19 protein-coding genes and 1 pseudogene are annotated in these 21,401 nt (G+C 62.8%); 14 read left to right on the plus strand and 6 right to left on the minus strand.

The features are described from left to right. Positions 1-187: 187 nt before the first annotated feature. Positions 188-735: pseudogene (locus tag M1B34_RS20885) on the plus strand (RNA polymerase factor sigma-70). A 10-nt stretch (positions 736-745) separates the two neighbouring features. Here M1B34_RS20885 and M1B34_RS20890 read toward each other — a convergent pair. The 3 genes from M1B34_RS20890 to M1B34_RS20900 all read right to left on the minus strand — a co-directional run bounded on the left by M1B34_RS20890 (position 746) and on the right by M1B34_RS20900 (position 2,649). After that, positions 746-1,099, minus strand: coding sequence for a hypothetical protein (locus tag M1B34_RS20890; protein ID WP_268266124.1), 354 nt, complete (start codon positions 1,097-1,099; stop codon positions 746-748). Between the two features lie 10 nt (positions 1,100-1,109). Then, positions 1,110-1,904: a substrate-binding periplasmic protein gene (locus M1B34_RS20895; RefSeq protein WP_268266125.1), complete on the minus strand. Its 795-nt coding sequence runs from the start codon at positions 1,902-1,904 to the stop codon at positions 1,110-1,112. Positions 1,905-2,025: 121 nt separating this feature from the next. Continuing rightward, positions 2,026-2,649 carry a TetR/AcrR family transcriptional regulator gene (locus M1B34_RS20900; protein WP_268266126.1) on the minus strand — a complete coding sequence of 208 codons (624 nt, stop codon included), beginning with the start codon at positions 2,647-2,649 and terminating at the stop codon, positions 2,026-2,028. Positions 2,650-2,842: 193 nt separating this feature from the next. Between M1B34_RS20900 and M1B34_RS20905 the strand changes: the two genes are divergently transcribed. The 8 genes from M1B34_RS20905 (at position 2,843) to ppnP (ending at position 12,140) form a co-directional block, all read left to right on the plus strand. Beyond that, on the plus strand, positions 2,843-4,633 hold the full coding sequence (locus M1B34_RS20905; RefSeq protein ID WP_268266127.1) for an acyclic terpene utilization AtuA family protein: 1,791 nt from the start codon (positions 2,843-2,845) through the stop codon (positions 4,631-4,633). Positions 4,634-4,645: 12 nt separating this feature from the next. Beyond that, complete coding sequence (locus M1B34_RS20910; RefSeq protein ID WP_268266128.1) at positions 4,646-5,515, plus strand: SDR family oxidoreductase; 870 nt, start codon at positions 4,646-4,648, stop codon at positions 5,513-5,515. Positions 5,516-5,518: 3 nt separating this feature from the next. Continuing rightward, positions 5,519-7,135, plus strand: a complete 1,617-nt coding sequence (gene atuC / locus M1B34_RS20915; RefSeq protein ID WP_268266129.1) for a geranyl-CoA carboxylase subunit beta — start codon at positions 5,519-5,521, stop codon at positions 7,133-7,135. A 35-nt stretch (positions 7,136-7,170) separates the two neighbouring features. Continuing rightward, positions 7,171-8,328 (plus strand): citronellyl-CoA dehydrogenase, encoded by a 1,158-nt coding sequence (gene atuD / locus M1B34_RS20920; protein WP_123328180.1) that lies wholly within the window; start codon positions 7,171-7,173, stop codon positions 8,326-8,328. After that, positions 8,325-9,122: an enoyl-CoA hydratase/isomerase family protein gene (locus M1B34_RS20925; RefSeq protein ID WP_268266130.1), complete on the plus strand. Its 798-nt coding sequence runs from the start codon at positions 8,325-8,327 to the stop codon at positions 9,120-9,122. Before atuD ends, M1B34_RS20925 begins: the two co-directional genes overlap by 4 nt. Positions 9,123-9,200: 78 nt before the next feature. Then, positions 9,201-11,162 (plus strand): acetyl/propionyl/methylcrotonyl-CoA carboxylase subunit alpha, encoded by a 1,962-nt coding sequence (locus tag M1B34_RS20930; RefSeq protein WP_268266131.1) that lies wholly within the window; start codon positions 9,201-9,203, stop codon positions 11,160-11,162. Between the two features lie 70 nt (positions 11,163-11,232). Then, a complete protein-coding gene (locus tag M1B34_RS20935) occupies positions 11,233-11,775 on the plus strand; it encodes a 3'-5' exonuclease (RefSeq protein ID WP_268261563.1) in 543 nt (180 codons plus the stop codon). Between the two features lie 80 nt (positions 11,776-11,855). Continuing rightward, positions 11,856-12,140, plus strand: a complete 285-nt coding sequence (gene ppnP, locus M1B34_RS20940; protein ID WP_003226701.1) for a pyrimidine/purine nucleoside phosphorylase — start codon at positions 11,856-11,858, stop codon at positions 12,138-12,140. A gap of 82 nt (positions 12,141-12,222) precedes the next feature. Here the strand turns inward: ppnP and M1B34_RS20945 are convergent, their stop codons facing one another. After that, positions 12,223-13,026: an MOSC domain-containing protein gene (locus M1B34_RS20945; protein WP_268266132.1), complete on the minus strand. Its 804-nt coding sequence runs from the start codon at positions 13,024-13,026 to the stop codon at positions 12,223-12,225. Positions 13,027-13,130: 104 nt separating this feature from the next. After that, positions 13,131-14,066: a chemotaxis protein CheV gene (locus tag M1B34_RS20950; RefSeq protein WP_123328185.1), complete on the minus strand. Its 936-nt coding sequence runs from the start codon at positions 14,064-14,066 to the stop codon at positions 13,131-13,133. A 555-nt stretch (positions 14,067-14,621) separates the two neighbouring features. On the opposite strand from M1B34_RS20950, the gene M1B34_RS20955 reads away from it, so the two are divergent. From M1B34_RS20955 to M1B34_RS20965, 3 genes are all read left to right on the plus strand, one after another. After that, complete coding sequence (locus tag M1B34_RS20955) at positions 14,622-15,071, plus strand: hypothetical protein (RefSeq protein WP_268261565.1); 450 nt, start codon at positions 14,622-14,624, stop codon at positions 15,069-15,071. Between the two features lie 532 nt (positions 15,072-15,603). Next, on the plus strand, positions 15,604-16,497 hold the full coding sequence (locus M1B34_RS20960) for a sensor histidine kinase (RefSeq protein WP_268266148.1): 894 nt from the start codon (positions 15,604-15,606) through the stop codon (positions 16,495-16,497). Then, positions 16,494-17,153 carry a response regulator gene (locus M1B34_RS20965; protein WP_268266133.1) on the plus strand — a complete coding sequence of 220 codons (660 nt, stop codon included), beginning with the start codon at positions 16,494-16,496 and terminating at the stop codon, positions 17,151-17,153. Before M1B34_RS20960 ends, M1B34_RS20965 begins: the two co-directional genes overlap by 4 nt. Here the strand turns inward: M1B34_RS20965 and yegS are convergent. Then, the gene (yegS, locus tag M1B34_RS20970) at positions 17,150-18,055 is read right to left on the minus strand and encodes a lipid kinase YegS (protein ID WP_268266134.1); all 906 of its coding nucleotides are present in this window, start codon (positions 18,053-18,055) and stop codon (positions 17,150-17,152) included. The genes M1B34_RS20965 and yegS overlap by 4 nt on opposite strands. Positions 18,056-18,500: 445 nt before the next feature. On the opposite strand from yegS, the gene M1B34_RS20975 reads away from it, so the two are divergent. Together M1B34_RS20975 and M1B34_RS20980 are read left to right on the plus strand one after the other, a co-directional pair. Continuing rightward, a complete protein-coding gene (locus M1B34_RS20975) occupies positions 18,501-19,937 on the plus strand; it encodes an undecaprenyl-phosphate glucose phosphotransferase (RefSeq protein WP_123328190.1) in 1,437 nt (478 codons plus the stop codon). After that, the gene (locus tag M1B34_RS20980) at positions 19,938-21,392 is read left to right on the plus strand and encodes a mannose-1-phosphate guanylyltransferase/mannose-6-phosphate isomerase (protein WP_268266135.1); all 1,455 of its coding nucleotides are present in this window, start codon (positions 19,938-19,940) and stop codon (positions 21,390-21,392) included. The last annotated feature ends 9 nt before the right edge of the window (positions 21,393-21,401 follow it).

The raw sequence follows: 21,401 nt of genomic DNA on the forward strand, positions 1-21,401 counted from the left end.
TCCTCCCCTTCCAGGTCGCCCTCACGCACACGGACGAGCAGTGGTTCTCAATCTGCACTCGACTGGAGCATTAATTCTCTTTCTCAATTGACAATCATTATCATTCAACCTAATTTGTCGCTCGATGTGTAGGACGCTTCCGATTTTCCTGTCGTCCCACTTACCTCTTTGCAGCAAGGTGAATTCCATGACGGAACAAGTATCCACAAGCAGGTGCGACTCACCGTTACTCCAGGCCTTTGTCGACAATCGACTGATCCTGGTCAAAATCGCAGCCCGCATCACCGGCTGCGCTCCCGTGCCGAGGATGTGGTGCAGGATGCGTTCTTCCGCTTGCAATCGGCGCCGCAGATCACCTCATCCTTCAAGGCCCAGCTCAGCTATCTGTTCCAGATCGTGCGCAACCTGGCGATCGATCACTACCGCAAGCAGGCCCTGGAGCAAAAGTATTCGGGGACGGAAGAGGAGGGTTTGAACGTGGTCGTTCACGGTGCATCACCTGAAACTTCCCACATGAACTTCTCAACCCTGGAACACATCGCCGATGCGCTGACCGAGCTGCCCAGCCGCACCCGCTATGCGTTCGAGATGTACCGCCTGCACGGTGTCCCGCAAAAGGACATTGCCAAGGAACTGGGGGTCTCCCCGACCCTGGTGAACTTCATGATTCGGGATGCCCTGATCCATTGCCGCAAAGTATCCGGCACCCGCAGCGATACCTTCGCCCGTCGCTGAAACACCCCGCTTAACCCAGAGCACACTGGTTCGCCACATCAACGATGCGGGGCGTCTGCGTTCCCGCCATCGCCCGCCCACCTTCGCGGGCGAGGATCAGCAGGGCCGCACGCTTGTGTGGAAAGTCGAATTCTTTCTGGCAGTAAAGGCACTGGTTGCACGCGGCGGGCCCCACCACCGGCGGGTGAGCGGCGGGCGCTGCCGTGGCCGCCAGGTCCAGGCACAACGCATGCACCATAGCCGCCAGCCAGCCGGCCATTTGCTCAGCATTGGAAGAGGACAGGACGGCGCTTGGCGACTCGGGAAGGCACATGGCAGGACTCGAGAAATCATCATCGGTACTTAATCCAATGACGTGAGCCATGGGCAAAAATTTAGCCTGGGGGAACGGGCATCACGGCAATGCGGTAAGGCTCGAAGATCTTCAGCATCTGCCCGTTATCGCGCAGCCCTTGGAGCAATTGAGCAAAGGCTGCGGCGCTGATCGGCGCCTTGGGGCGCAGCAGCGCGTAGTGGTGATAGATCTGGTCGATGCGCTCAGAGATCAGCAACTGCCGAGCCTCATCGGCATTGGCCACGAGAAATTCGCTGAGGTAGGAACGGGTGACCAGGGCCATGTCTGCCCGCCCCCGCAGGACCATCAACAGATTGCTGTCGTGGGAGTAGGTCAGGGTCGCGTTGTAGGTGTCGGCGAGGTACTTGGGGTCGGCGTTGAAATCGGCAAACGCGTAGTGATAACCGCTGAACAGCGCCAATCGCTTGCCCTTGAGTTCGTTGAAATAGTCTTGCTGGCGACCGGGCTGGTCATGGGCGACAAAGATCTCAGCGTCTTCCAGCCCCATGTCGACACTGCTGTGGGGGATGTTCTTCCAGCCCCAGGCCGGGTTCTCGAAGATCGCCAGGTCGACCCGGCCCTGCTCGAAGTCGCGAAAACGTCGGGGGATGGACGTCGGCACCAGCACAAACTGATAGTCGCTTTGCAGAGCGTTGAGCGCCTCGACCAATTGCGGCAGCAAGCCGGTGTCCGCCCCTTGCTCGGGGCGCACGGTGTAAGGCGGGAAATGTGCCGCAGCCACTCGCACCAACTGCGCTGCAGAAGCCGAACCACCCCATAGAACCGTCAGTGCCAGCATCAACAGTGGCAACGCCGTACGCCTAGGCGAAGACATCAAGGCACCGCACCTCAAACCAGAGAAAGGGGGAATGCGACTAAGCTAGGCGTTTTCGTCCACTTCGACAACTTTATGCTGAAGAATTAGTGCGTTGGCACTTTGCCTGACGCGGGCGGCCTCAGCCTTGCTTGAGCACCAGGGTCAAGGCTTCATCGGCCAACTGCTCAAGCGTCAGGCTGCCTTGGGGGCGAAACCAGGTGGTGGTCCAGGACAGGGCGCCAGTCAGGAAGCGCCGCGTGATAAACACATCACCCTTGATAAACCCTGCGTCCTTGGCTTCGCCCAGCACCTGCAGCCAGATCTGCTCATAGATATCCCGCAGCGCCAGCACGGCGGCCTGCCCTTCCGGCGACAGCGAGCGCCATTCGTAGACTAGCACCGCCATGGCCTCGCCACTGCCGCCCATGATCGATTGCAGCTCGCAGCGAATCAGCGCCAGCACCCGTTCACGCACGCTGCCGGCCTCGGCCAGGTCGGCGCGCATCAGGGCCGTGTTGTAGAGGATGGTTTCCTGCATCACCGCCCGCAGGATGTCGTCCTTGCTTTTGAAGTGATGGAAGATGCTGCCCGACTGAATCCCCACCGCGCTCGCCAGGTCGCGCACCGTGGTGCGTTCATAGCCCTTGTTGCGAAACAGGTGGGCGGCGGTTTGCAGCAATTTGCCGCGGGCGCTGTCCGGATCGGTCAGTTGTCCGTTGGCGATCAGCTCGCTGACTACCTGCAAGGCTTTTTGCTCGTCCACGGCTGTTCTCCTACATTCACTCAATCAATCAATCAATAGTGCGGCAAAGCCCCTGAAAACAGGCGGCCGGCGCGCGCAATTTAAGCCGCTGGGGACGACCAAGCAAGCGCTCGGGTCGAAGATAGTTTGCTCGTTTACAAACCAAGCGCTTGCTTGGTAGTCTCGCCACAGTTGTTTTTCCGAGAGCCCTGCCATGACCAAGACTCTACGCATCGGCTGCGCCAGCGCCTTCTGGGGCGACACCTCCAGCGCCGCCGCACAACTGGTAAACGGTGGCCACCTGGATTACCTGGTGTTCGACTACCTCGCCGAGATCACCCTGTCGATCATGGCCGGGGCCCGCATGAAGGACCCGGGCGCCGGTTACGCCACGGATTTCATCGAAGTGCTGGCGCCCCTGCTGGGCTCCATCGCCGAGCAGCGCATACGGGTCATCAGCAACGCCGGCGGGGTCAACCCCCTGGCCTGTGCCGCCGCCCTGCAAGCGGCCTGCGACCGCGCCGGTATCACCTTGAAGATCGCGGTGCTGCTGGGGGACGACGTGCAACCGCAACTGCCGCAACTGAGCCAGGCCGGCGTCAGGGAAATGTTCAGCGGCGCGCCCCTGCCGTCGATGTGCGTCTCCAGCAACGCCTACCTGGGGGCACCGGGGATTGTCGAAGCGCTGCGCCTGGGGGCGGACATCGTCATCACCGGGCGGGTGGTGGACAGCGCCGTGGTCAGCGGCGCCCTGGTGCACGAGTTCGGCTGGTGCTGGCAAGACCACGACAAACTGGCCCAGGCCGCCCTCGCCGGGCACATCATCGAATGCGGCGCCCAATGCACCGGTGGCAACTTCACCGACTGGCGCGCCGTGCCGGACTACGAACACATCGGTTTCCCCATCGTTGAAGTCAGCGCCGACGGCCAGTTCGTCGTCAGCAAGGTCGAAGGCACCGGCGGCCTGGTGACGCCGCTGACCGTGGGTGAACAACTGCTGTATGAGATTGGCGATCCCCAGGCCTATCAGTTGCCCGATGTGATCTGCGATTTCAGCCAGGTGCAGCTGCAACAACAAGGCCCGGACCGGGTGCAGGTCCAGGGTGCCAGGGGCTTGCCGCCGACGGCGCAGTACAAGGTCAGCGCCACCTACCTCGACGGGTTCCGTTGCACCGCCAGTTGCCTGATCGCCGGCATCGATGCCGTGGCCAAGGCCCGCCGGGTCAGCCAGGCGATCATCGACAAGACCAGCGAGATGTTCAGCCAGCGCGGCTGGGCACCCTACACCGAAGTCAACATCGAATTGCTGGGCAGCGAGGCCACGTACGGCCCCCACGGCCAGCGCCAGGACAGCCGCGAAGTGGTGATCAAACTGGCGGTGCGCCACCCCAGCAAGCAGGCGCTGATTCTGTTCTCCCGGGAGATCGCCCAAGCCGCAACCGGCATGGCCCCGGGGCTGACCGGGATTGTCGGCGGGCGGCCGACGGTGTACCCGCTGATTCGCCTGTTTTCCTTTTTGCTGGATAAAAGCGCCTGCCTGCTGAGCCTCGACATCAATGGCCAGCGCCACCCCTGCCCCCTGCCGCAAAGCACCTCTCCCGGCAGCAGCACCCTGCCCACGCCACCGCTGCCACCGACACCCAGAGGCCGGGCCGACACACAGGTGGCGTTGGTCAAGCTGGCGGTGGCGCGCTCAGGCGACAAGGGCAACCACAGCAATATCGGCGTGCTGCCTCGCGCCGCCGAATACCTGCCATGGATCGCCGAAGCCCTGACCCCGGAGGTGCTGATGGACTGGATGAGCCACGTGCTCGACCCGGTCCACGGCCGGGTCACGCGCTGGTACCTGCCCGGCACCCACAGCCTGAATTTCCTGCTGGAAAACGCCCTGGGCGGTGGCGGCGTGGCCAGCCTGCGCATCGACCCACAAGGCAAGGCCTTCGCCCAGCAATTGCTGGAAATCCCCATCCCGGTGCCGCAAAGCATCGCCGACGCCGTCAACTAGAGGAGGCTTGCCGTGGTCTATGACTCGATTTTTCGCCGCGACCTGTTCGCCGCTCAAACCCTGATCGTCACCGGTGGCGGCAGCGGTATCGGCCGCTGCACCGCCCATGAGCTGGCAGCCCTCGGCGCTCGGGTGCTGCTGGTGGGGCGCAAGGCGGAAAAACTGCAAAAGGTCGCCGCCGAGATCAGCGCCGACGGCGGTCAGGCGGCCTGGCACGCCTGCGACATTCGTGATGAAGAGGCGGTCAAGGCCCTGGTAACGCAACTGATCGCCGAACACGGGCCGATTCACGGCCTGGTCAATAACGCCGGTGGCCAATATCCGGCACCCCTGGCATCGATCAATCAGAAAGGCTTCGAGACCGTGCTGCGCACCAACCTGGTGGGTGGTTTCCTCATGGCCCGGGAAGTCTTCAACCAATCCATGAGCCAACACGGCGGCAGCATCGTCAACATGCTGGCCGACATGTGGGGCGGCATGCCGGGCATGGGCCACTCCGGTGCGGCGCGTGCCGGTATGGACAACTTCACCAAGACCGCGGCAGTCGAATGGGGGCACGCCGGGGTGCGGGTCAATGCGGTGGCGCCGGGCTGGATTGCGTCCAGCGGCATGGACACCTACGAAGGCGCGTTCAAGGCGGTGATCCCGACCTTGCGCGAGCATGTGCCCCTCAAGCGCATCGGCACCGAATCGGAGGTCAGCGCGGCAATTGTTTTCCTGCTGAGCCCGGCGGCGGCCTTTATCAGCGGCAGCACCTTGCGCATCGACGGCGCCGCCAGCCTGGGCAGCCGCGCCTGGCCGCTGTACAAGGCCCGCAACAGCGAGTCCTACAACGGCTTCCACCGTGCCTACCTGCCGGACGTCCTCAAGGACAAGGAGTAAGCCATGCCGGTGATCACCTCCCAACTTGACCCCCACAGCCCGCAGTTCGCCCAGAACCGGGCAGCGATGCTGGCCTGCCTCGATCACATCCGCCAGCTGGAAGAAAACCTGCTGCACAAGGCCGCCGAAGCCAAGGCCAAGTTCGAGAAACGCGGCCAACTGCTGCCCCGGGAGCGCCTCAATCTGCTGCTGGACCCCGGCGCGCCGTTTCTCGAACTGGCCAGCCTGGCCGGCTACAAACTGCATGACGACAAAGACGGCAGCCAGGCCGGTGGCGGGCTGATTGCCGGCATCGGTTATGTGTCAGGGGTACGGGTGCTGGTGGTGGCCAACAACAGCGCGATCAAGGGCGGGACCATCTCTCCCAGTGGCCTGAAAAAGTCCCTGCGCCTGCAACAGATCGCCGTGGAAAACAAACTGCCGGTGGTGACCCTGGCGGAAAGCGGCGGCGCCAACCTCAACTATGCGGCGGAGATTTTTGTCGAAGGCGCCCGCAGCTTTGCCAACCAGGCGCGCATGTCGGCCATGGGCCTGCCGCAGATCACCGTGGTGCACGGCTCGGCCACCGCCGGCGGCGCCTACCAGCCGGGGCTATCGGATTATGTAGTGGTGGTGCGCGGCAAGGCCAAGCTGTTTCTCGCCGGGCCGCCGCTGCTCAAGGCCGCCACCGGCGAAGTGGCCACCGATGAAGAACTGGGTGGCGCCGAGATGCACGCGCAAGTGGCCGGCACCGCGGAGTACCTGGCGGAAAACGACGCCGACGGTGTGCGCATCGTGCGCGAGATCCTCAGCCTGCTGCCGTGGAACGCCCAATTGCCCCAGCAGGCACCGATCACCTATCGCGAACCGCTGTACCCCATCGACGAACTGCTGGGCCTGATCCCCGACGACGCGAAGAAACCCTACGACGCTCGCGAGATCATTGCCCGCCTGGCCGACGGCTCGCAGTTCCTGGAGTTCAAGGGCGAGTTCGACTCGCAGACCCTCTGCGGTCATCTGCAGATCCAGGGCAGGCCGTGCGGTTTTATCGGCAACAACGGCCCGATCACGCCCCAGGGTGCAATCAAGGCGGCGCAGTTTATCCAGTTGTGCGATCAGAGCCGCACGCCGTTGCTGTTCTTCCACAACACCACCGGTTTCATGGTCGGCACCGAGTCGGAACAGCAAGGGGTGATCAAGCACGGCTCCAAGCTGATCCAGGCCGTGGCCAATGCCCGAGTGGCCAAGCTGACCATCGTCGTCGGCGGCTCCTACGGTGCCGGCAACTATGCAATGTGCGGCCGCGGCCTGGACCCACGCTTTATCTTCGCCTGGCCCAACAGCCGCACCGCGGTGATGGGCGGCGCCCAGGCCGGCAAGGTGCTGCGCATCGTCACCGAGGCCAAGCACGCCAAGGACGGCCTGGTGGCCGACCCGAAAATGCTCGACATGCTCGAACAGGTCACCGCGCAGAAGCTCGACAGCCAGTCCACGGCTTTGTACGCCAGCGCCAACCTGTGGGATGACGGGCTGATCGACCCCCGGCAGACCCGTACCCTGTTGGGCTACCTGCTGGATATCTGCCACGAAGCCGAACTGCGTCAATTGATGCCCAACAGCTTCGGTGTGCCACGCTTTTAACCCGGGCGCCCATCGCGATCAGGAGCAGCATAAAAATGATCTTTACCCAGGAACATGAAGCACTGCGGCGCACCGTGCGCCAGTTCGTCGACCGCGAGATCAACCCCCATGTGGATGAATGGGAAAAGGCCGGGCGCTTTCCCATCCACGAGGTTTTCCGCAAGGCCGGGGAGCTGGGGCTGCTGGGCATTTCCAAGCCGGAGAAATTCGGCGGCATGGGCCTGGACTACAGCTACTCCATCGTCGCCGCAGAAGAGTTCGGCACCATCCATTGCGGCGGCATCCCGATGTCCATCGGCGTGCAGACCGACATGTGCACCCCGGCCCTGGCGCGCTTTGGCTCCGACGCGTTGCGCGACGAGTTCCTGCGCCCGGCCATCAGCGGCGAACAAGTGGGCTGCATCGGCGTCTCGGAAGTGGGCGCCGGTTCCGATGTGGCCGGGCTCAAGACCCATGCCCGCAAGGACGGCGACGACTACGTGATCAACGGCAGCAAGATGTGGATCACCAACTCCCCCAGCGCCGATTTCATCTGCCTGTTGGCCAACACCTCGGACGACAAGCCCCATATCAACAAGTCGCTGATCATGGTGCCGATGAACACCCCGGGGATCAGCCTCAGTTCGCACCTGGACAAGCTGGGCATGCGCAGTTCGGAAACCGCCCAGGTGTTCTTCGACAACGTGCGGGTGCCCCAGCGCAACCGCATCGGCCACGAAGGCGCGGGGTTCATGATGCAGATGCTGCAGTTCCAGGAGGAACGGCTGTTCGGCGCGGCCAATATGCTCAAGGGCCTGGAGTACTGCGTGAACAGCACCATCGACTACTGCAAGGAGCGCCAGACCTTCGGCAGCCCGCTGATCGACAACCAGGTGATCCACTTCCGCCTGGCCGAACTGCAAACCGAAATCGAATGCCTGCGGGCCCTGGTCTATCAAGCCACCGAACAGTATGTGCGCGGCCAGGACGTGACCCGCCTGGCCTCCATGGCCAAGCTCAAGGCCGGGCGCCTGGGCCGCGAGGTCAGCGACAGTTGCCTGCAGTACTGGGGCGGCATGGGCTTCATGTGGGACAACCCGGTGGCCCGGGCCTACCGCGACGTGCGCCTGGTGTCGATCGGCGGCGGTGCCGACGAGATCATGCTGGGCATCATCTGCAAGCTCATGGGCATCCTGCCGGGGAAGAAAAAATGAACGCCCTGCCCACTTGCCAGACCCTGTTGCTGGAGCCCCATGGCGGGGTCCTGCATATCACCCTCAATCGCCCACACACCCGCAATGCCATGAGCCTGCAGATGGTCAGCGAATTGCGCGCGGTACTGGCGGCAGTGCGCGGGGAACGTCGCGTGCGGGCCCTGGTGCTGAGCGGCGCGGGCGGCCACTTCTGCTCCGGTGCCGACCTCAAGGACATGGTCGAGGCCCGGGCCCAGGGCGCCGAGGCCTACCGCGAGTTGAACCGGGCCTTTGGCCGCTTGCTGGAAGAGGCCCAGCACAGCCCGCAAGTGCTGATCTGCGTGCTGCAAGGCGCGGTATTGGGAGGCGGCTTTGGCCTGGCCTGCGTCAGCGACATTGCCCTGGCCGATCATCAGGCCCAGTTCGGCTTGCCGGAAACCAGCCTGGGCCTGCTGCCGGCGCAGATCGCGCCCTTTGTCGTGCAGCGCATCGGCCTGACCCAGGCCCGGCGCCTGGCGCTGACGGCGGCACGCTTCGACGGGGTCGAGGCCGAGCGCCTGGGGCTGGTGCATTTTGTCGAGCGCGACCCACAGGCCCTGGCCGAACGCCTGGACCAGGTGCTGGACCAGGTGCTGCGTTGTGCACCCGGGGCCAATGCGGCGACCAAGGCGTTGCTGTTGGCCAGTGCGCCAGCGTTGGCGCCGGGCTTGCTGGATCAGGCTGCCGAAGCGTTCAGCCAGGCGCTGACCGGTGAGGAAGGCGCCGAGGGCACCCTGGCGTTCGCGCAAAAACGCCCACCGGCGTGGGCCAGTTGACGCCCGCCAGCGCTCAGTCAGCGACGCCTGCGCCATATTGAAACCCGTTCGAACCCCATGGATTCCAGGGAGCCTGCCATGCCCGCCTTCAGCAAGATCCTCATCGCCAACCGCGGTGAAATCGCCTGCCGCATCCAGCGCACGGCCCAGGCCCTGGGCTATCGCACCGTGGCGGTGTACAGCGATGCCGACGCCGATGCCCGGCACGTGCGCATGGCCGACGAAGCCGTGCACATCGGCGCCTCGGCGGTGCAGCAGTCGTACCTGAACCCCACCGCCCTGCTCGACGCTGCCCGGCGCAGCGGAGCCGATGCGCTGCACCCCGGCTACGGCTTTCTGTCGGAGAACGCCGAGTTCGCCAGGGCCTGCCAGGCCGCCGGGTTGACCTTTATCGGCCCCAGCAGCGAGGCCATCGAATTGATGGGCAGCAAGCGCCTGTCGAAGGTGGCGATGCTGGCCGCCGGGGTGCCCTGCATTGCCGGCTACCAGGGCGCCGAGCAAGACGACGCGACGCTGCAACAACAGGCGGAGGGCATCGGCTACCCGCTGATGATCAAGGCCAGTGCCGGCGGCGGCGGCCGCGGCATGCGCCTGGTGCACCACGCCGAGCAATTGCTGGAGCAGATCCGCACCGCCCGCTCCGAAGCCCTGCACGCCTTTGGCAGCGACGAACTGATTCTGGAACAGGCGCTGATCGAACCGCGGCACGTGGAAGTCCAGGTGTTCGGCGACCACCACGGCAATCTGATCCACCTTGGGGAGCGGGACTGCTCGATCCAGCGCCGCCATCAGAAAGTCATCGAGGAAGCCCCCTGCCCGGTGATGACCGTCGCGTTGCGCCAGGCCATGGGCGAGGCCGCTCTGAAGGCCGGACGCGCGGTGAACTACGTGGGTGCCGGTACCGTGGAGTTCCTGCTGGATGCCCGGGGCCGCTTCTATTTCCTGGAAATGAACACCCGGCTGCAAGTGGAACACCCAGTGACCGAGTTCGTCACCGGCCTGGACCTGGTGGCCTGGCAACTGCTCGTGGCGGCCGGCGAGCCCTTGCCGTTACGCCAAGAGCAGGTGCAGCTCCGGGGTCATGCGATCGAGGTGCGACTGTACGCCGAAGACCCGGCCCAGGGCTTTCTGCCCCAGACCGGGCATGTGCTGCGCTGGGAACCGCCGACGGACAGCCCGGTGCGCATCGACCATGGCGTGCTCGAAGGCCAGCGCATCAGCCCGTTCTACGACCCGATGCTGGGCAAGCTGATCGCCCATGGCGCCAGCCGCGAAGACGCTCGCCGCCAACTGCTGCGGGCCGTGGAAGACTTGGTGTTGATGGGGGTGACCAGCAATCAGCGGTTGTTGACCAACCTGCTCAAGCACCCGGTGTTTGTCAGTGGCCACTTCAGCACTGCCTTTATCGCTGAACAGTTCGCCGACGACCCCAGCATGATTCCGCAGACGCCGAGTGCCGAGCAACTGGCGATTGCCGCTGCCCTGCTCTATCACCACAGCGCCCAGGCGCATGCCGGCCCCCTGGCCGGTTGGCGCAGCACGGCCAGCGTGCCCTTGCACTACCGCCTCGGGCTGCTGGAGAACAGTTGGTCCGTGGCCCTCACACCGCAGCCGTCGGGGGCGCTGCACATTCAGGTTGAGGGGCAGGTGTTGGCTATCGTCCTGCGGGAGGCCGACGGTCGCTGGGCCAGCCTGGAAGTCGACGGCCTGCGCCGTCGCCATGCCTATCTGCAGGACGCCGAGCACCTGTGGCTGTTCACCGCGCCCGGCTGCCTGGCCCTGCAAGACCTGACCCAGGCCCAGGCGGCCGGCCAGGCCAGCGCCCATTCCGGCACCCTCAAGGCGCCCATGGACGGGGCGATTGTCGAGGTGCTGGTCAGCGAAGGCACAGCGGTAAGCAAGGGCCAGTTGCTGGTGGTGCTGGAGGCCATGAAGATGGAGCACCCGCTCAAGGCCGGCATCGATGGAGTGATCAAACGCCTGCAAGTCAGCCAAGGCGACCAGGTAAAAAATCGACAGATCCTGCTGGAGGTGGAATAAGCATCTAGGCGGGCGTGCCGGCATTGGCTACGCTCAAGCCTCTTCACGATGTTCAAGGCTGGAATTTGCGATGCCCCACTGGCTGGTAATAGATCTGGAAGCCACTACGGATGAAGGGGGCTGGCCGGTGACGGAGATGGAAATCATCGAAATCGGCGCCACCCTGGTCAACCGCGAGGGCCGCGAGCTGGACCATTTCCAGCGTTTTGTGCGACCGCTCAGGCGCCCTGCCCTGACCCCGTTCTGCCGTGAACTGACCCACATTACCCAGGCCAATATCGACAGCGCCGCGCCGCTGACGGAGGTCTGGCCGCTGTTCGAGCGCTGGCTCGGCCCCCATCAGGCACGCCTGGAAGGCTGGGCCAGTTGGGGCGATTACGACCGCAAGCAACTGCTCCAGGAATGGCAGCGCCTGCGATTGACCAGCCTGCTCCAGCCCTTGCCGCACATGAACCTGAAACAGCGCTTTGCCAAGGCCCGTCGCCTGGAGCGCCCCCTGGGCCTGATCAGCGCCCTGCAACTGGCCGGTATGCACTTCAATGGCCAGCAGCACCGGGCCCTGGAAGATGCGCGAAATACCGCGCGCCTGCTGCCGCTGATTCTTCCGGGCTGAACCTTGCGGGCAACAGGTGACGCACCTGAAGCCCTTGTGCATACTGGCCAGCCTTTTTGACCCTTTTCGAGGAATCGCCCATGTTTAAAGTCAACGAGTACTTCGACGGCACCGTCAAGTCGATTGCCTTCGGCACGGCCGAAGGTCCGGCTACCATCGGCGTCATGGCTCCGGGCGAATATGAGTTCGGCACCGCACAGCGGGAAATCATGCACGTGGTCTCCGGCGCCCTGACCGTCAAGCTGCCAGACAGCAGCGACTGGGAAACCTTCGCCGCCGGCAGCCAGTTCAACGTCCCGGCCAACAGCAAGTTCCAGCTCAAGGTCGCAGTCGATACCGCTTACCTGTGCGAGTACCGCGGCTGAGTCGGCCTTAGGCTCCTCCCGCCGGCCAAAAAAAATGCCCGTATCCTGCGATACGGGCATTTTTCGTCATGGGCCAGCCGTGCTACTCGAGCACGGTCACCGGCATGCCCACCTCAAGCAAGCCAAGGCCATCGTTCACCAGGTTCTGGCCGAACATCGCACCGTCTTCCTGGGCCCGGTATTTCTGCAGGGTTGCCAGGGGCTCCCGGTCAGCGCTGCGCTCGCCGGTCTGCGGGTCGATGGTGGTGAGGATGCAGCGCGAGCACGACTTGACCACGCGAAACTCCACGTCGCCAATACGCACCCGCTTCCATTGGTCTTCGGCATAGGCAGCACTGCCTTCGATCACCAGGTTGGGGCGAAAGCGCAGCATCTCCAGGGGGCGCCCGACTCGACCGGACAGCTCTTCAAGGGACGCCTGACCGATCAGCAACAGCGGGAAGCCGTCGGCAAACGCCACCTGATCATCGTCCTTGCCATAACCGGCCTGGGTGGTGCGCGCCCGCTCCAGGGGCACCTGGACCAACCGCGTAGGCTTGCCGATAAAGTCACTGACCCAGGCCCCCGCCGCATCGCCGGCATCCGGCACGCGCAACGTGTCGCGCCAGATGGTCACGCCACGCAAAGGCGCATCGGCACCGGGCAAATCGACGTCTAGGGTGGGTCGCCCGGCCGCACTCAGGGTCAGACCGCCCTGGGCATTCCACAGGGCCGACAGCTGGCTCATGCGCGGCTCGGCGCGCTGGGTCAGAAAGCGCCCGCTGGCCTCATCCACCAGCATCCAGCGGCGATCCCCGTCCAGGCCCAGCTTGTCCAGGGCGACCTGTTGCAGGGACTCGCCCCGGGCGGACTTCATGGGGTATCGATACAGCGCGCTCAGACGCATGGCAGCTCCCTGGGTTGGGCAAAAAACGCCACCCTATACGAGCTCACCGGCGAATAAAAGACACAGATAGGCGGACAGGTCGGGCGCCTGTCCGCCGGCCAGGGTCAGGCGCTGACTTCATCCAGCAACAGGCGTTGGCGGACCACGTCCACCAGTTTGTCCGGCTGGAACTTGGAGAGGAAGTTGTCGCAACCGACCTTCTTCACCATGGAGTCGTTGAAGCTGCCGGACAGCGAGGTGTGCAGCACCACATAGAGCCCACGCAGGCGCGGGTCGTTGCGGATTTCGGTGGTCAGGCGGTAACCGTCCATCTCCGGCATTTCTGCGTCGGTGAAGATCATCAGCAGCTTTTCGGTCATGTCGACCCCGGTGTCGGCCCAGGCCTTGAGCATGTTCAGGGCCTTGAGACCGTCGCTGGCGATGTGCATCTTCACCCCGAGCTGGCCCAGGGTGTCGCGCAGTTGCGAGAGGGCCACGTTGGAGTCGTCCACCAGCAGCACTTCACGGCCGCGGGCGCGCTCCAGCACTGGATCTTCCAGCTTGTCGCGGGAAACCTTGGCGTTGTAGGGCACGATCTCGGCCAGGACTTTCTCGACGTCGATGATTTCCACCAACTGGTCGTCGACCTTGCTGATGGCCGTCAGGTAATGCTGGCGCCCGGCGCTGGTCGGCGGCGGCATGATGGCTTCCCAGTTCATGTTGACGATGCGGTCGACACCGCCCACCAGGAAGGCCTGCACTGAGCGGTTGTACTCGGTGACGATGATGGTGCTGTTGGGGCCCGGTACCAGCGGACGCATGCCGATGGCCTGGGACAGGTCGATCACCGGCAGGGTCTGGCCGCGCAAGTTGACCACGCCACAGACGAAGGGATGACGCTGAGGCATCAGGGTCAGCTTGGGCAGTTGCAGGACTTCCTGCACCTTGAAAACGTTGATTGCGAACAACTGGCGCCCGGCCAGGCGGAACATAAGGATTTCCAGGCGATTCTCACCCACCAGCTGGGTGCGTTGATCTACCGTGTCGAGAATGCCGGCCATTAATGACTCCTGGGCTTGTTCTGATGAATTCACTGAATAGAGTTATCGGCCGATCAAGCCGTAGCTTGACCCCCAGACAAAATGCCATGTAAAGGCATTGATGTCACATTAACATCATGCTTTACTGCGCCCAGCAGCTACCCCGCACCCCATCCCTCGCGGCACGACCTTTATTTCGCCGTTAGGTTCCCGCGCCTAAGGGAATCCCCTAGTAACAATCAGGTCCAACCTGATATTCGCGATATCCAATAGCCATTAATGTGACGCCATTCTCAGTTGCATGAATGGAGTCAGGCTTTTGTTTTTTCTCGCAGGAACTTGGCTCGGTGCCTACTCATACGGCATGACCCCGACTCGTCGAGCTGCCGAGCCCGTGCGCCTGCGCCACTTGTTCAGTGGCCTGAAGACTCCTTTCAGCCCTCATAAAGACCGGTACGAGCAGCCCTGCGTGCACACAGCAAACACCTCGGCACTGCCTTCAATCGGCCAACCAACAACACGCTCTGCCTTACAACCGTTCAGCCAACGCACTCTCCCTTCAACGGACATCAGGTCATGGAGATAAGCATGCTCAAGGACGGCAAGCAGCCCATTCATCCCCAACCCACCTTCTTCATCGAAGCGCAAACCCTGTTGGCACGCTCGGAAGACTGCCTGAGCCATTTGCACCTGATCCATAACGATGAAGAGGCCATACAGTGCTTGCTTGGCAGCCTGTCGAACCTGGCGCAAACCGCGGCCGACCATGGCGTGGCGCCGCTCTGCGAATTCTCCCGGCATGTGCACAAGTTGCTGCATCAGGCCCAGCGGTCCATCGACCTGAATGAGCGGCTACTTGAGGTGATCAAGGGCTGCCTGACCTTGATGGCCTGGCAACTGGAACTGATCGACCCGCACGACGGCCAACTCCACATGGATGACAGTGAACAGGCCCTGCTGATTGCCGCATTGGCTGAACACGTCGGAGAACACGGCGCCCTGCCCATGCCCCACGCCAATCACTGATCCCCACCGTGAAACCTGATGCCGCCAAGCCACTCACAGCAGCGCGGCCCCCTGCTACTACCCTCTGACTTGCGACCCCATTGCATATGTCGCGATTCAACATCCCATGCCTGTAAACGACATAAGCAACTATGACCTTAACTAGGATGTCAGCGCTGATACTTGATCTTTCGCTGCCTTATCGGTTTTGCTGTTAAGCCCGATCAAACAGAGTGACTGAATAAATACACTAGGGAGTAATAGCAAGAGCTGGCACTCACGTACCTAAAGCCCGTAATCCTGACCTGCCGGACATATATACCGATGCCCGGACACGCGACCGAGGGTAACCAAGAGTGGTAGTATGCCGGCCACTAACCGACACAATTAGTGGCACATTGACTCAGGCTCTTGAATCACTGCCTAACATGCTCGAAACATTTAGAACAACGTCAATTAACATCGTTTAATAAAACCGTATCGTTTTTAAACAGGGCCCCGTCAGTTTCCCAGGTGGCCTTACCGCAGCGAACATTCATTGGCTCCATCCGTTATGTACGCCAGCCTCAAGTCCGTTATCTGTTGGCCACTCCTGCGCAAAAACCTGCACTGGCTCTGCCTGTTGCTGGGGGTGTGCTCGACCCTTGGCAATCTGTTGATTTTTTACCTGGAGCGCCCCCTGTCCCTGGCGTTGCTGCTGTTGAACATCGCCACCCTCGCTTGCCTGTGGATCCAGTACGACTACTGGCGCAAGTCGATCAAGTTCCAGCCCCAGGAACTCGCCGACCGCCTGCTGCAAGTCCAGGAAAACGAACGTCATCGCCTCAGCCGTGAACTGCACGACGATATCGGCCAACTTCTGACGGCCGCCAAGCTCCAGAACGAGTGGCTCAAGCGCCGCCTGCCCGATGACCTGCAAGGGCATTGTGCGAGCCTGGGCAACACCCTCGACGAAACCCTGGCCAAAGTGCGCGACGTCTCGGCGATCCTCAATCCGCGGCAACTGAGCAGCCTGGGACTGGAAGCCAGCTTGCGCGCCCATTTACTCAAGACCCTGGAAAACACCTCGGTGCACTGGAGCCTGGAGTGCCGACAGCAGCTGGCGGGGATTCCGGAAGAGATGGCCGTGGCCGCCTTCAGGATCACTCAGGAAGCGGTGACCAATATCCTCCGGCATTCCCGGGCGACGAACCTGCTGGTACGCCTGCAGCGTTTGCCCGAAGGGCTGTCGCTGCTGATCAGCGATGACGGCCAAGGCTTCTCCCCCGCCACCGACCCGGGCGCCCAAGGGCAGCGCGGCATGGCCGGGATGGCGGAACGCGTGGCGCAACTGGGAGGCACCCTGAGCGTCACCAGCCAGCCTGAGCAAGGCACACTGATCGAAGCACTTTTCCCCTGGAGCCCCCGCGCCCTTGAACGGGCCAGTACCGATAAGGTTCTACATTGACCTGTAATTTACTTCTGGTGGATGACCACTCTCTGATTCGGGCCGGCGTACGTGCCCTGGTAACGGATATCCCAGGCTATGCCGTGATCGGCGAGGCCAACGACGGCAATCAGTTGCTGGAGATGGTCGAGCAACTGCGCCCGGACATCGTCCTGCTGGACATCTCGATGAAGGACATCGGGGGCCTGGAGGCCCTGCAACGACTCAAGGCGGCACGCCCCCTGAGCAAGGTGCTGATCCTCTCGATGCACACCGACCCGGCGCTGATCATGCAAGCCCTGGAGTCCGGCGCCCATGGCTACCTGCTCAAGGACACCACTGCCACCGAGCTGGAACACGCCCTGGACGCCCTGCGCAACGGCGAGCGCTACCTGAGCCCGGCAATCGCCCACACGGTGATCGACCAAGCGCTGACCCGCACTCAGAAGAACCAGCCCGAGCCCACGCTGGTGCACAACCTGACGGCGCGCCAGCTGGAAATCCTGCGCCTGATCGTGCGCGGCAAATCCACCCGAGAGATCGCCCAAGGCCTGGGCCTGAGCATCAAGACCGTGGAAACCCACCGTTCGCAAATCATGAAACGCCTGCAGATCTATGACGTCGCCGGGCTGGTGCTGTTTGCCGTGCGCGAACAGATCATCAGCCTCGACGACTAACCCTGCTCCACGGCGCCCAGCAGTGGCGAGTCCGCCGGCAAATGCACGCGCAACGCCTGGGGCCGAGCGACAAAACGCAGGTCGTTGCCCTCCAGGGGCTCGCCATCGAGGTTGATGGACAAGCCCTGGGATGCCTTGATCTCGACCCAGGGCAAGCGCGCCCGGACAAACATGCTGTCCAGCCCCCAACCATCGGTCATCAGCTCTTTCAGGGTGCCAACCACTTCCTGGGGCGCCGGCAAAATACTCACGTCCAGCAGTCCGTCATCCGCCAGGGCCTGGGGGCATAGCACATGCCCGCCGCCGGCTTGCCGGCCATTGCCGATCCCCAGGGCCAGCAGCTCGCCGCTCCAGTGAAAATCCGGCCCCTGCAATTCGGCAGAGGCCGCGTGCAGTTCGCCGAAACGCGACAACCCGGTGAACAGGTACGCCGCGCCACCGAGGACCTTTTTCAAGTCCTCCGAAGTATTGGCCGTGACCTGGCTGCCGAACCCACCCGTCGCCATGTTCAGGAACACCTGGCCGCCGACTTCGCCGAGGTCGATGGCCCGCGCGGGTACATCCAGCAGGTCGAGGGCGACGGCAGGCTCCAGCGACACGCCGGCGGCCCGGGCAAAGTCGTTGGCGGTGCCCAAGGGCAAGAGCACCAGGCTGGCGTCACCTTGCTCCTCGGCCAGGGCCTCGGCAATGTCACGCAAGGTACCGTCACCGCCACCCGCGATCAGCTGCGAGTAGCCCGCGGCCAGGGCTTCCTGGACCAGTCGCCGGGCATCGCCCGCCTCCCAGGTCACGCGCACCGCCAACTCCCAGCCCGCCGCGCGCTTGGCTTCCACGGCCTGGCGCACGTCGTCGTTGAGGGCCTGCTTGCCATGCAAAATCAACAGTGCCTTACGCTCGCTCATGGATCACGACTCCCAGGATTCAAAAAGATGCTTGAAGGATGTTGACCCCGACCGCGAAGAAAAAAGTCGGCGGCGACGCAGATATTTTTTGCCTGACTGCAAACGTCTCCCAACGACCGCGCACTTGGGCCAACAATTACGGGCCCCGGAAATTTTTCTGACCCATTAGCCTGCTTTCTATTCGCGAGTCAGTGTTTCATGGGCTTTACTCAGCCGGAGTTCCAGAGATGACGAGTGGTCGATATCGGCGCGCGGCACTACGCCAGAAATTCAACTGAACTCGTCAAGAACACGGGTCTCTTAACATTCACGGGTCCCATATTGGCCGCGTCAAAGCTATCGTAGAAACATCAGGGATGGTCAGGCGTGACAAGTCGTTTTTTGACGCTCTGGCTGAAGAGGTTTTCAGCAGAGGCTGTCGCCAAGGGTCGAGGGAATTGATCTTATGCGGTTGCAACCAGTCGATAGTTTGTTACTTACCCGGCCGAGCATGGTCGAGTACTTTCTGTTAGGTATCCGCCTGGTCCACGGCGTTACGGCGATCCTCCCGGGGTTGCTGTTGATGATGCTGGTCCCCGATCCAAACCACGCGCAAATCAAGAATGACCTGACCGTCCTGCTGTTTTTCGGGGTCATCAGCGTGATGATTTTCCAGGCGCTGGGGGTCTACGCCGAAAGCATTTTCAGCAACCGGCTGCGCTTCCAACTGACCCTCTTTGCCTGGGCCTCTTCCTTCTGCGTGCTGATGTTCATGCACCGCGCCATGCAGATGTTCGATGACTTCAGCAACAGCGAATTGTTGATCTGGTTCTGCGGCAGCCTGGTGTTGTTCGGCATCGAACGCCTGATTCTCCTGACCCTGTTCCAGCAACTGATGCAACGCGGTGTGTTCCTGCAAAACGCGGTGATCCTCGGCGCCACCGAGAACGGCCAGCGCCTGGCCGAATACCTGGCCCAGCACCAGGACATCCGCTCCGGCGTGATCGGCTTTATCGACGACCGCATCGGCCGCCTGCCCAAGACCCTGTGCAACCTGCCATTGCTGGGCAACTCCAGCGACCTGGAAAAACTGATCCGCGAGGGCCAGGTCACCCAGGTGCTGGTGGCCCTGCCCTGGTCCGCGGAAAACCGCATGGCCTACGTGATTCGTGAGTTGCGCCGGTTGCCGGTCAACGTGCTGCTGGTGCCGGACATGGTCGCCTTTCGGCATGCCCACAACCGCATCACCGAAGTGGCCAGCCTGCCGATGTTCAACGCCTCGGAAGTGCCGTTGCGCGGCTGGTCGCCGTTCTTCAAGCGCGCTGAAGACATGCTCCTGTCGACCCTGGCCCTGGTGTTGCTGTCACCGGTCATGCTCGCGGTGGCGCTGGCCATCAAGCTCGACTCCAAAGGCCCGGTGCTGTTCAAGCAGAAGCGTTATGGCTACAACAACCGTTTGATCAAGGTCTACAAATTCCGCTCCATGCACCAGCACTTGGCAGACGCCAATGCCGAGCAGCAAACCACCCGAGGCGACCCGCGCATCACCCGAGTCGGACGCTTCATTCGCAAGACCAGCCTCGATGAGCTGCCGCAACTGCTCAACGTGCTGGGCGGCAGCATGTCCATGGTCGGGCCGCGCCCACACGCCACCGCCACCAAGGCCGCTGGCATTCTTTTCGAGGAGGCAGTGAAGGAATACACCTCGCGCCACCGGGTCAAGCCGGGCATTACCGGGCTGGCGCAAATCAACGGTTATCGTGGCGAAACCGACACCCTGGAAAAAATCGAGAAGCGTGTCGAATTCGACCTGGAATACATCGAAAACTGGTCGGTCTGGTTTGACTTGTACATCCTCTTCCGCACCGTTCCATCCGTGATCATGACTCGCGAGGCCTTCTGAATGAGCACTCTCATTCCCTGCATCATCGCCGGCGGCGCCGGCACCCGCCTGTGGCCCGTATCCCGGGAGGCGATGCCCAAACCCTTCATGCGCTTGCCCGATGGCGAGAGCCTGTTGCAGAAGACCTTCGTGCGCGCCAGCGGCCTGGACGATGTGACGCGCCTATTGACGGTGACCAACCGCGAGGTGTTCTTCCGCACCGTGGATGACTACCGCCTGCTGAATCGTCGCAAGCTGGACCTGGACTTCATCCTCGAACCGTTCGGCCGCAACACCGCCCCGGCGATTGCCGCTGCGGCGCTGCACGTCAGCCGCCTGTACGGTGAGGACGCGCAGCTGCTGGTGCTGCCCGCCGACCACCTGATCAAGGACCTCGGCGCCTTTACCGAAGCCGTGCACAGTGCCCGGCAACTGGCCGAACAAGGCTGGCTGGTGACCTTCGGCCTGGTGCCGGACAAGGCCGAAACCGGGTTCGGCTATATCGAAAAGGGCCAGGCCCTGAACAGCGACAGCTTCCAGATAAAACGCTTTGTCGAAAAACCCGATGCGGCCACGGCCCAGGGCTATGTCGATGGCGGCCTGCACCTGTGGAACGCCGGCATGTTCTGCATGCGTGCCGACAGCATCCTCCAGGAATTGCGCGAGCACGCCCCCGACGTGGTGAGCGCGGTCGAGGCGTGCCTGGACCTCAGTCATCGCCGTGAAGGCAACCACGAACTGCAACTGGAACTCGACAGCGACAGCTTTGCCCGGGTGCCGGATATCTCCATCGACTACGCAGTGATGGAGCGCTCGAAAAAAGTCGCGGTGGTGCCCTGCCAACTGGGCTGGAGCGACATCGGATCCTGGCAGGCGGTGCGTGAGCTGAGCCCAGCGGATGCCCAGGGCAACCAGTGCAATGGCGAGACCGTGTTGTACGACGTGACCAACTGCTACATCGATTCGCGCAAACGCCTGGTGGGCGGCGTGGGCCTGGACAACCTGATCATCATCGACACCCCCGATGCCCTGCTGATTGCCGATGGCAAGCGCAGCCAGGACGTCAAGCTGATCGCCCAGGAGCTCAAGCGTCTGGGGCACGACGCCTACAAATTGCACCGCACCGTCACCCGGCCCTGGGGCACCTACACGGTTCTGGAAGAGGGTTCGCGCTTCAAGATCAAGCGCATCGTGGTGCGCCCCGAGGCCTCGCTGTCGCTGCAGATGCACCACCATCGCAGCGAGCACTGGATCGTGGTCAGCGGCATGGCCAGGGTCACCAACGGCGAGGATGAATTCCTGCTCAACACCAATGAATCGACCTTTATCAAACCCGGCCGCACCCATCGTTTGGTCAATCCCGGGGTGATCGACCTGGTGATGATTGAAGTGCAGAGCGGGGAGTACCTGGGCGAAGACGACATCGTGCGCTTCACCGATATTTACGGGCGGGTTCCCGCCACCCCAACGAGCTGAAACAGGCAC

This window comes from Pseudomonas morbosilactucae, from assembly GCF_023241715.1.
In the GTDB taxonomy this organism is placed as follows: domain Bacteria; phylum Pseudomonadota; class Gammaproteobacteria; order Pseudomonadales; family Pseudomonadaceae; genus Aquipseudomonas; species Aquipseudomonas morbosilactucae.

Coding starts and splice junctions, on each gene's coding strand:
- M1B34_RS20895 (WP_268266125.1), bottom strand. CDS start 1,904: ATGTCTTCGCCTAGGCGTACGGCGTTGCCACTGTTGATGCTGGCACTG.
- M1B34_RS20930 (WP_268266131.1), top strand. CDS start 9,201: ATGCCCGCCTTCAGCAAGATCCTCATCGCCAACCGCGGTGAAATCGCC.
- M1B34_RS20945 (WP_268266132.1), bottom strand. CDS start 13,026: ATGCGTCTGAGCGCGCTGTATCGATACCCCATGAAGTCCGCCCGGGGC.
- M1B34_RS20960 (WP_268266148.1), top strand. CDS start 15,604: ATGTACGCCAGCCTCAAGTCCGTTATCTGTTGGCCACTCCTGCGCAAA.
- M1B34_RS20890 (WP_268266124.1), bottom strand. CDS start 1,099: ATGGCTCACGTCATTGGATTAAGTACCGATGATGATTTCTCGAGTCCT.
- M1B34_RS20925 (WP_268266130.1), top strand. CDS start 8,325: ATGAACGCCCTGCCCACTTGCCAGACCCTGTTGCTGGAGCCCCATGGC.
- M1B34_RS20975 (WP_123328190.1), top strand. CDS start 18,501: ATGCGGTTGCAACCAGTCGATAGTTTGTTACTTACCCGGCCGAGCATG.
- atuC (WP_268266129.1), top strand. CDS start 5,519: ATGCCGGTGATCACCTCCCAACTTGACCCCCACAGCCCGCAGTTCGCC.
- M1B34_RS20935 (WP_268261563.1), top strand. CDS start 11,233: ATGCCCCACTGGCTGGTAATAGATCTGGAAGCCACTACGGATGAAGGG.
- yegS (WP_268266134.1), bottom strand. CDS start 18,055: ATGAGCGAGCGTAAGGCACTGTTGATTTTGCATGGCAAGCAGGCCCTC.
- M1B34_RS20950 (WP_123328185.1), bottom strand. CDS start 14,066: ATGGCCGGCATTCTCGACACGGTAGATCAACGCACCCAGCTGGTGGGT.
- ppnP (WP_003226701.1), top strand. CDS start 11,856: ATGTTTAAAGTCAACGAGTACTTCGACGGCACCGTCAAGTCGATTGCC.
- M1B34_RS20905 (WP_268266127.1), top strand. CDS start 2,843: ATGACCAAGACTCTACGCATCGGCTGCGCCAGCGCCTTCTGGGGCGAC.
- atuD (WP_123328180.1), top strand. CDS start 7,171: ATGATCTTTACCCAGGAACATGAAGCACTGCGGCGCACCGTGCGCCAG.
- M1B34_RS20980 (WP_268266135.1), top strand. CDS start 19,938: ATGAGCACTCTCATTCCCTGCATCATCGCCGGCGGCGCCGGCACCCGC.
- M1B34_RS20955 (WP_268261565.1), top strand. CDS start 14,622: ATGGAGATAAGCATGCTCAAGGACGGCAAGCAGCCCATTCATCCCCAA.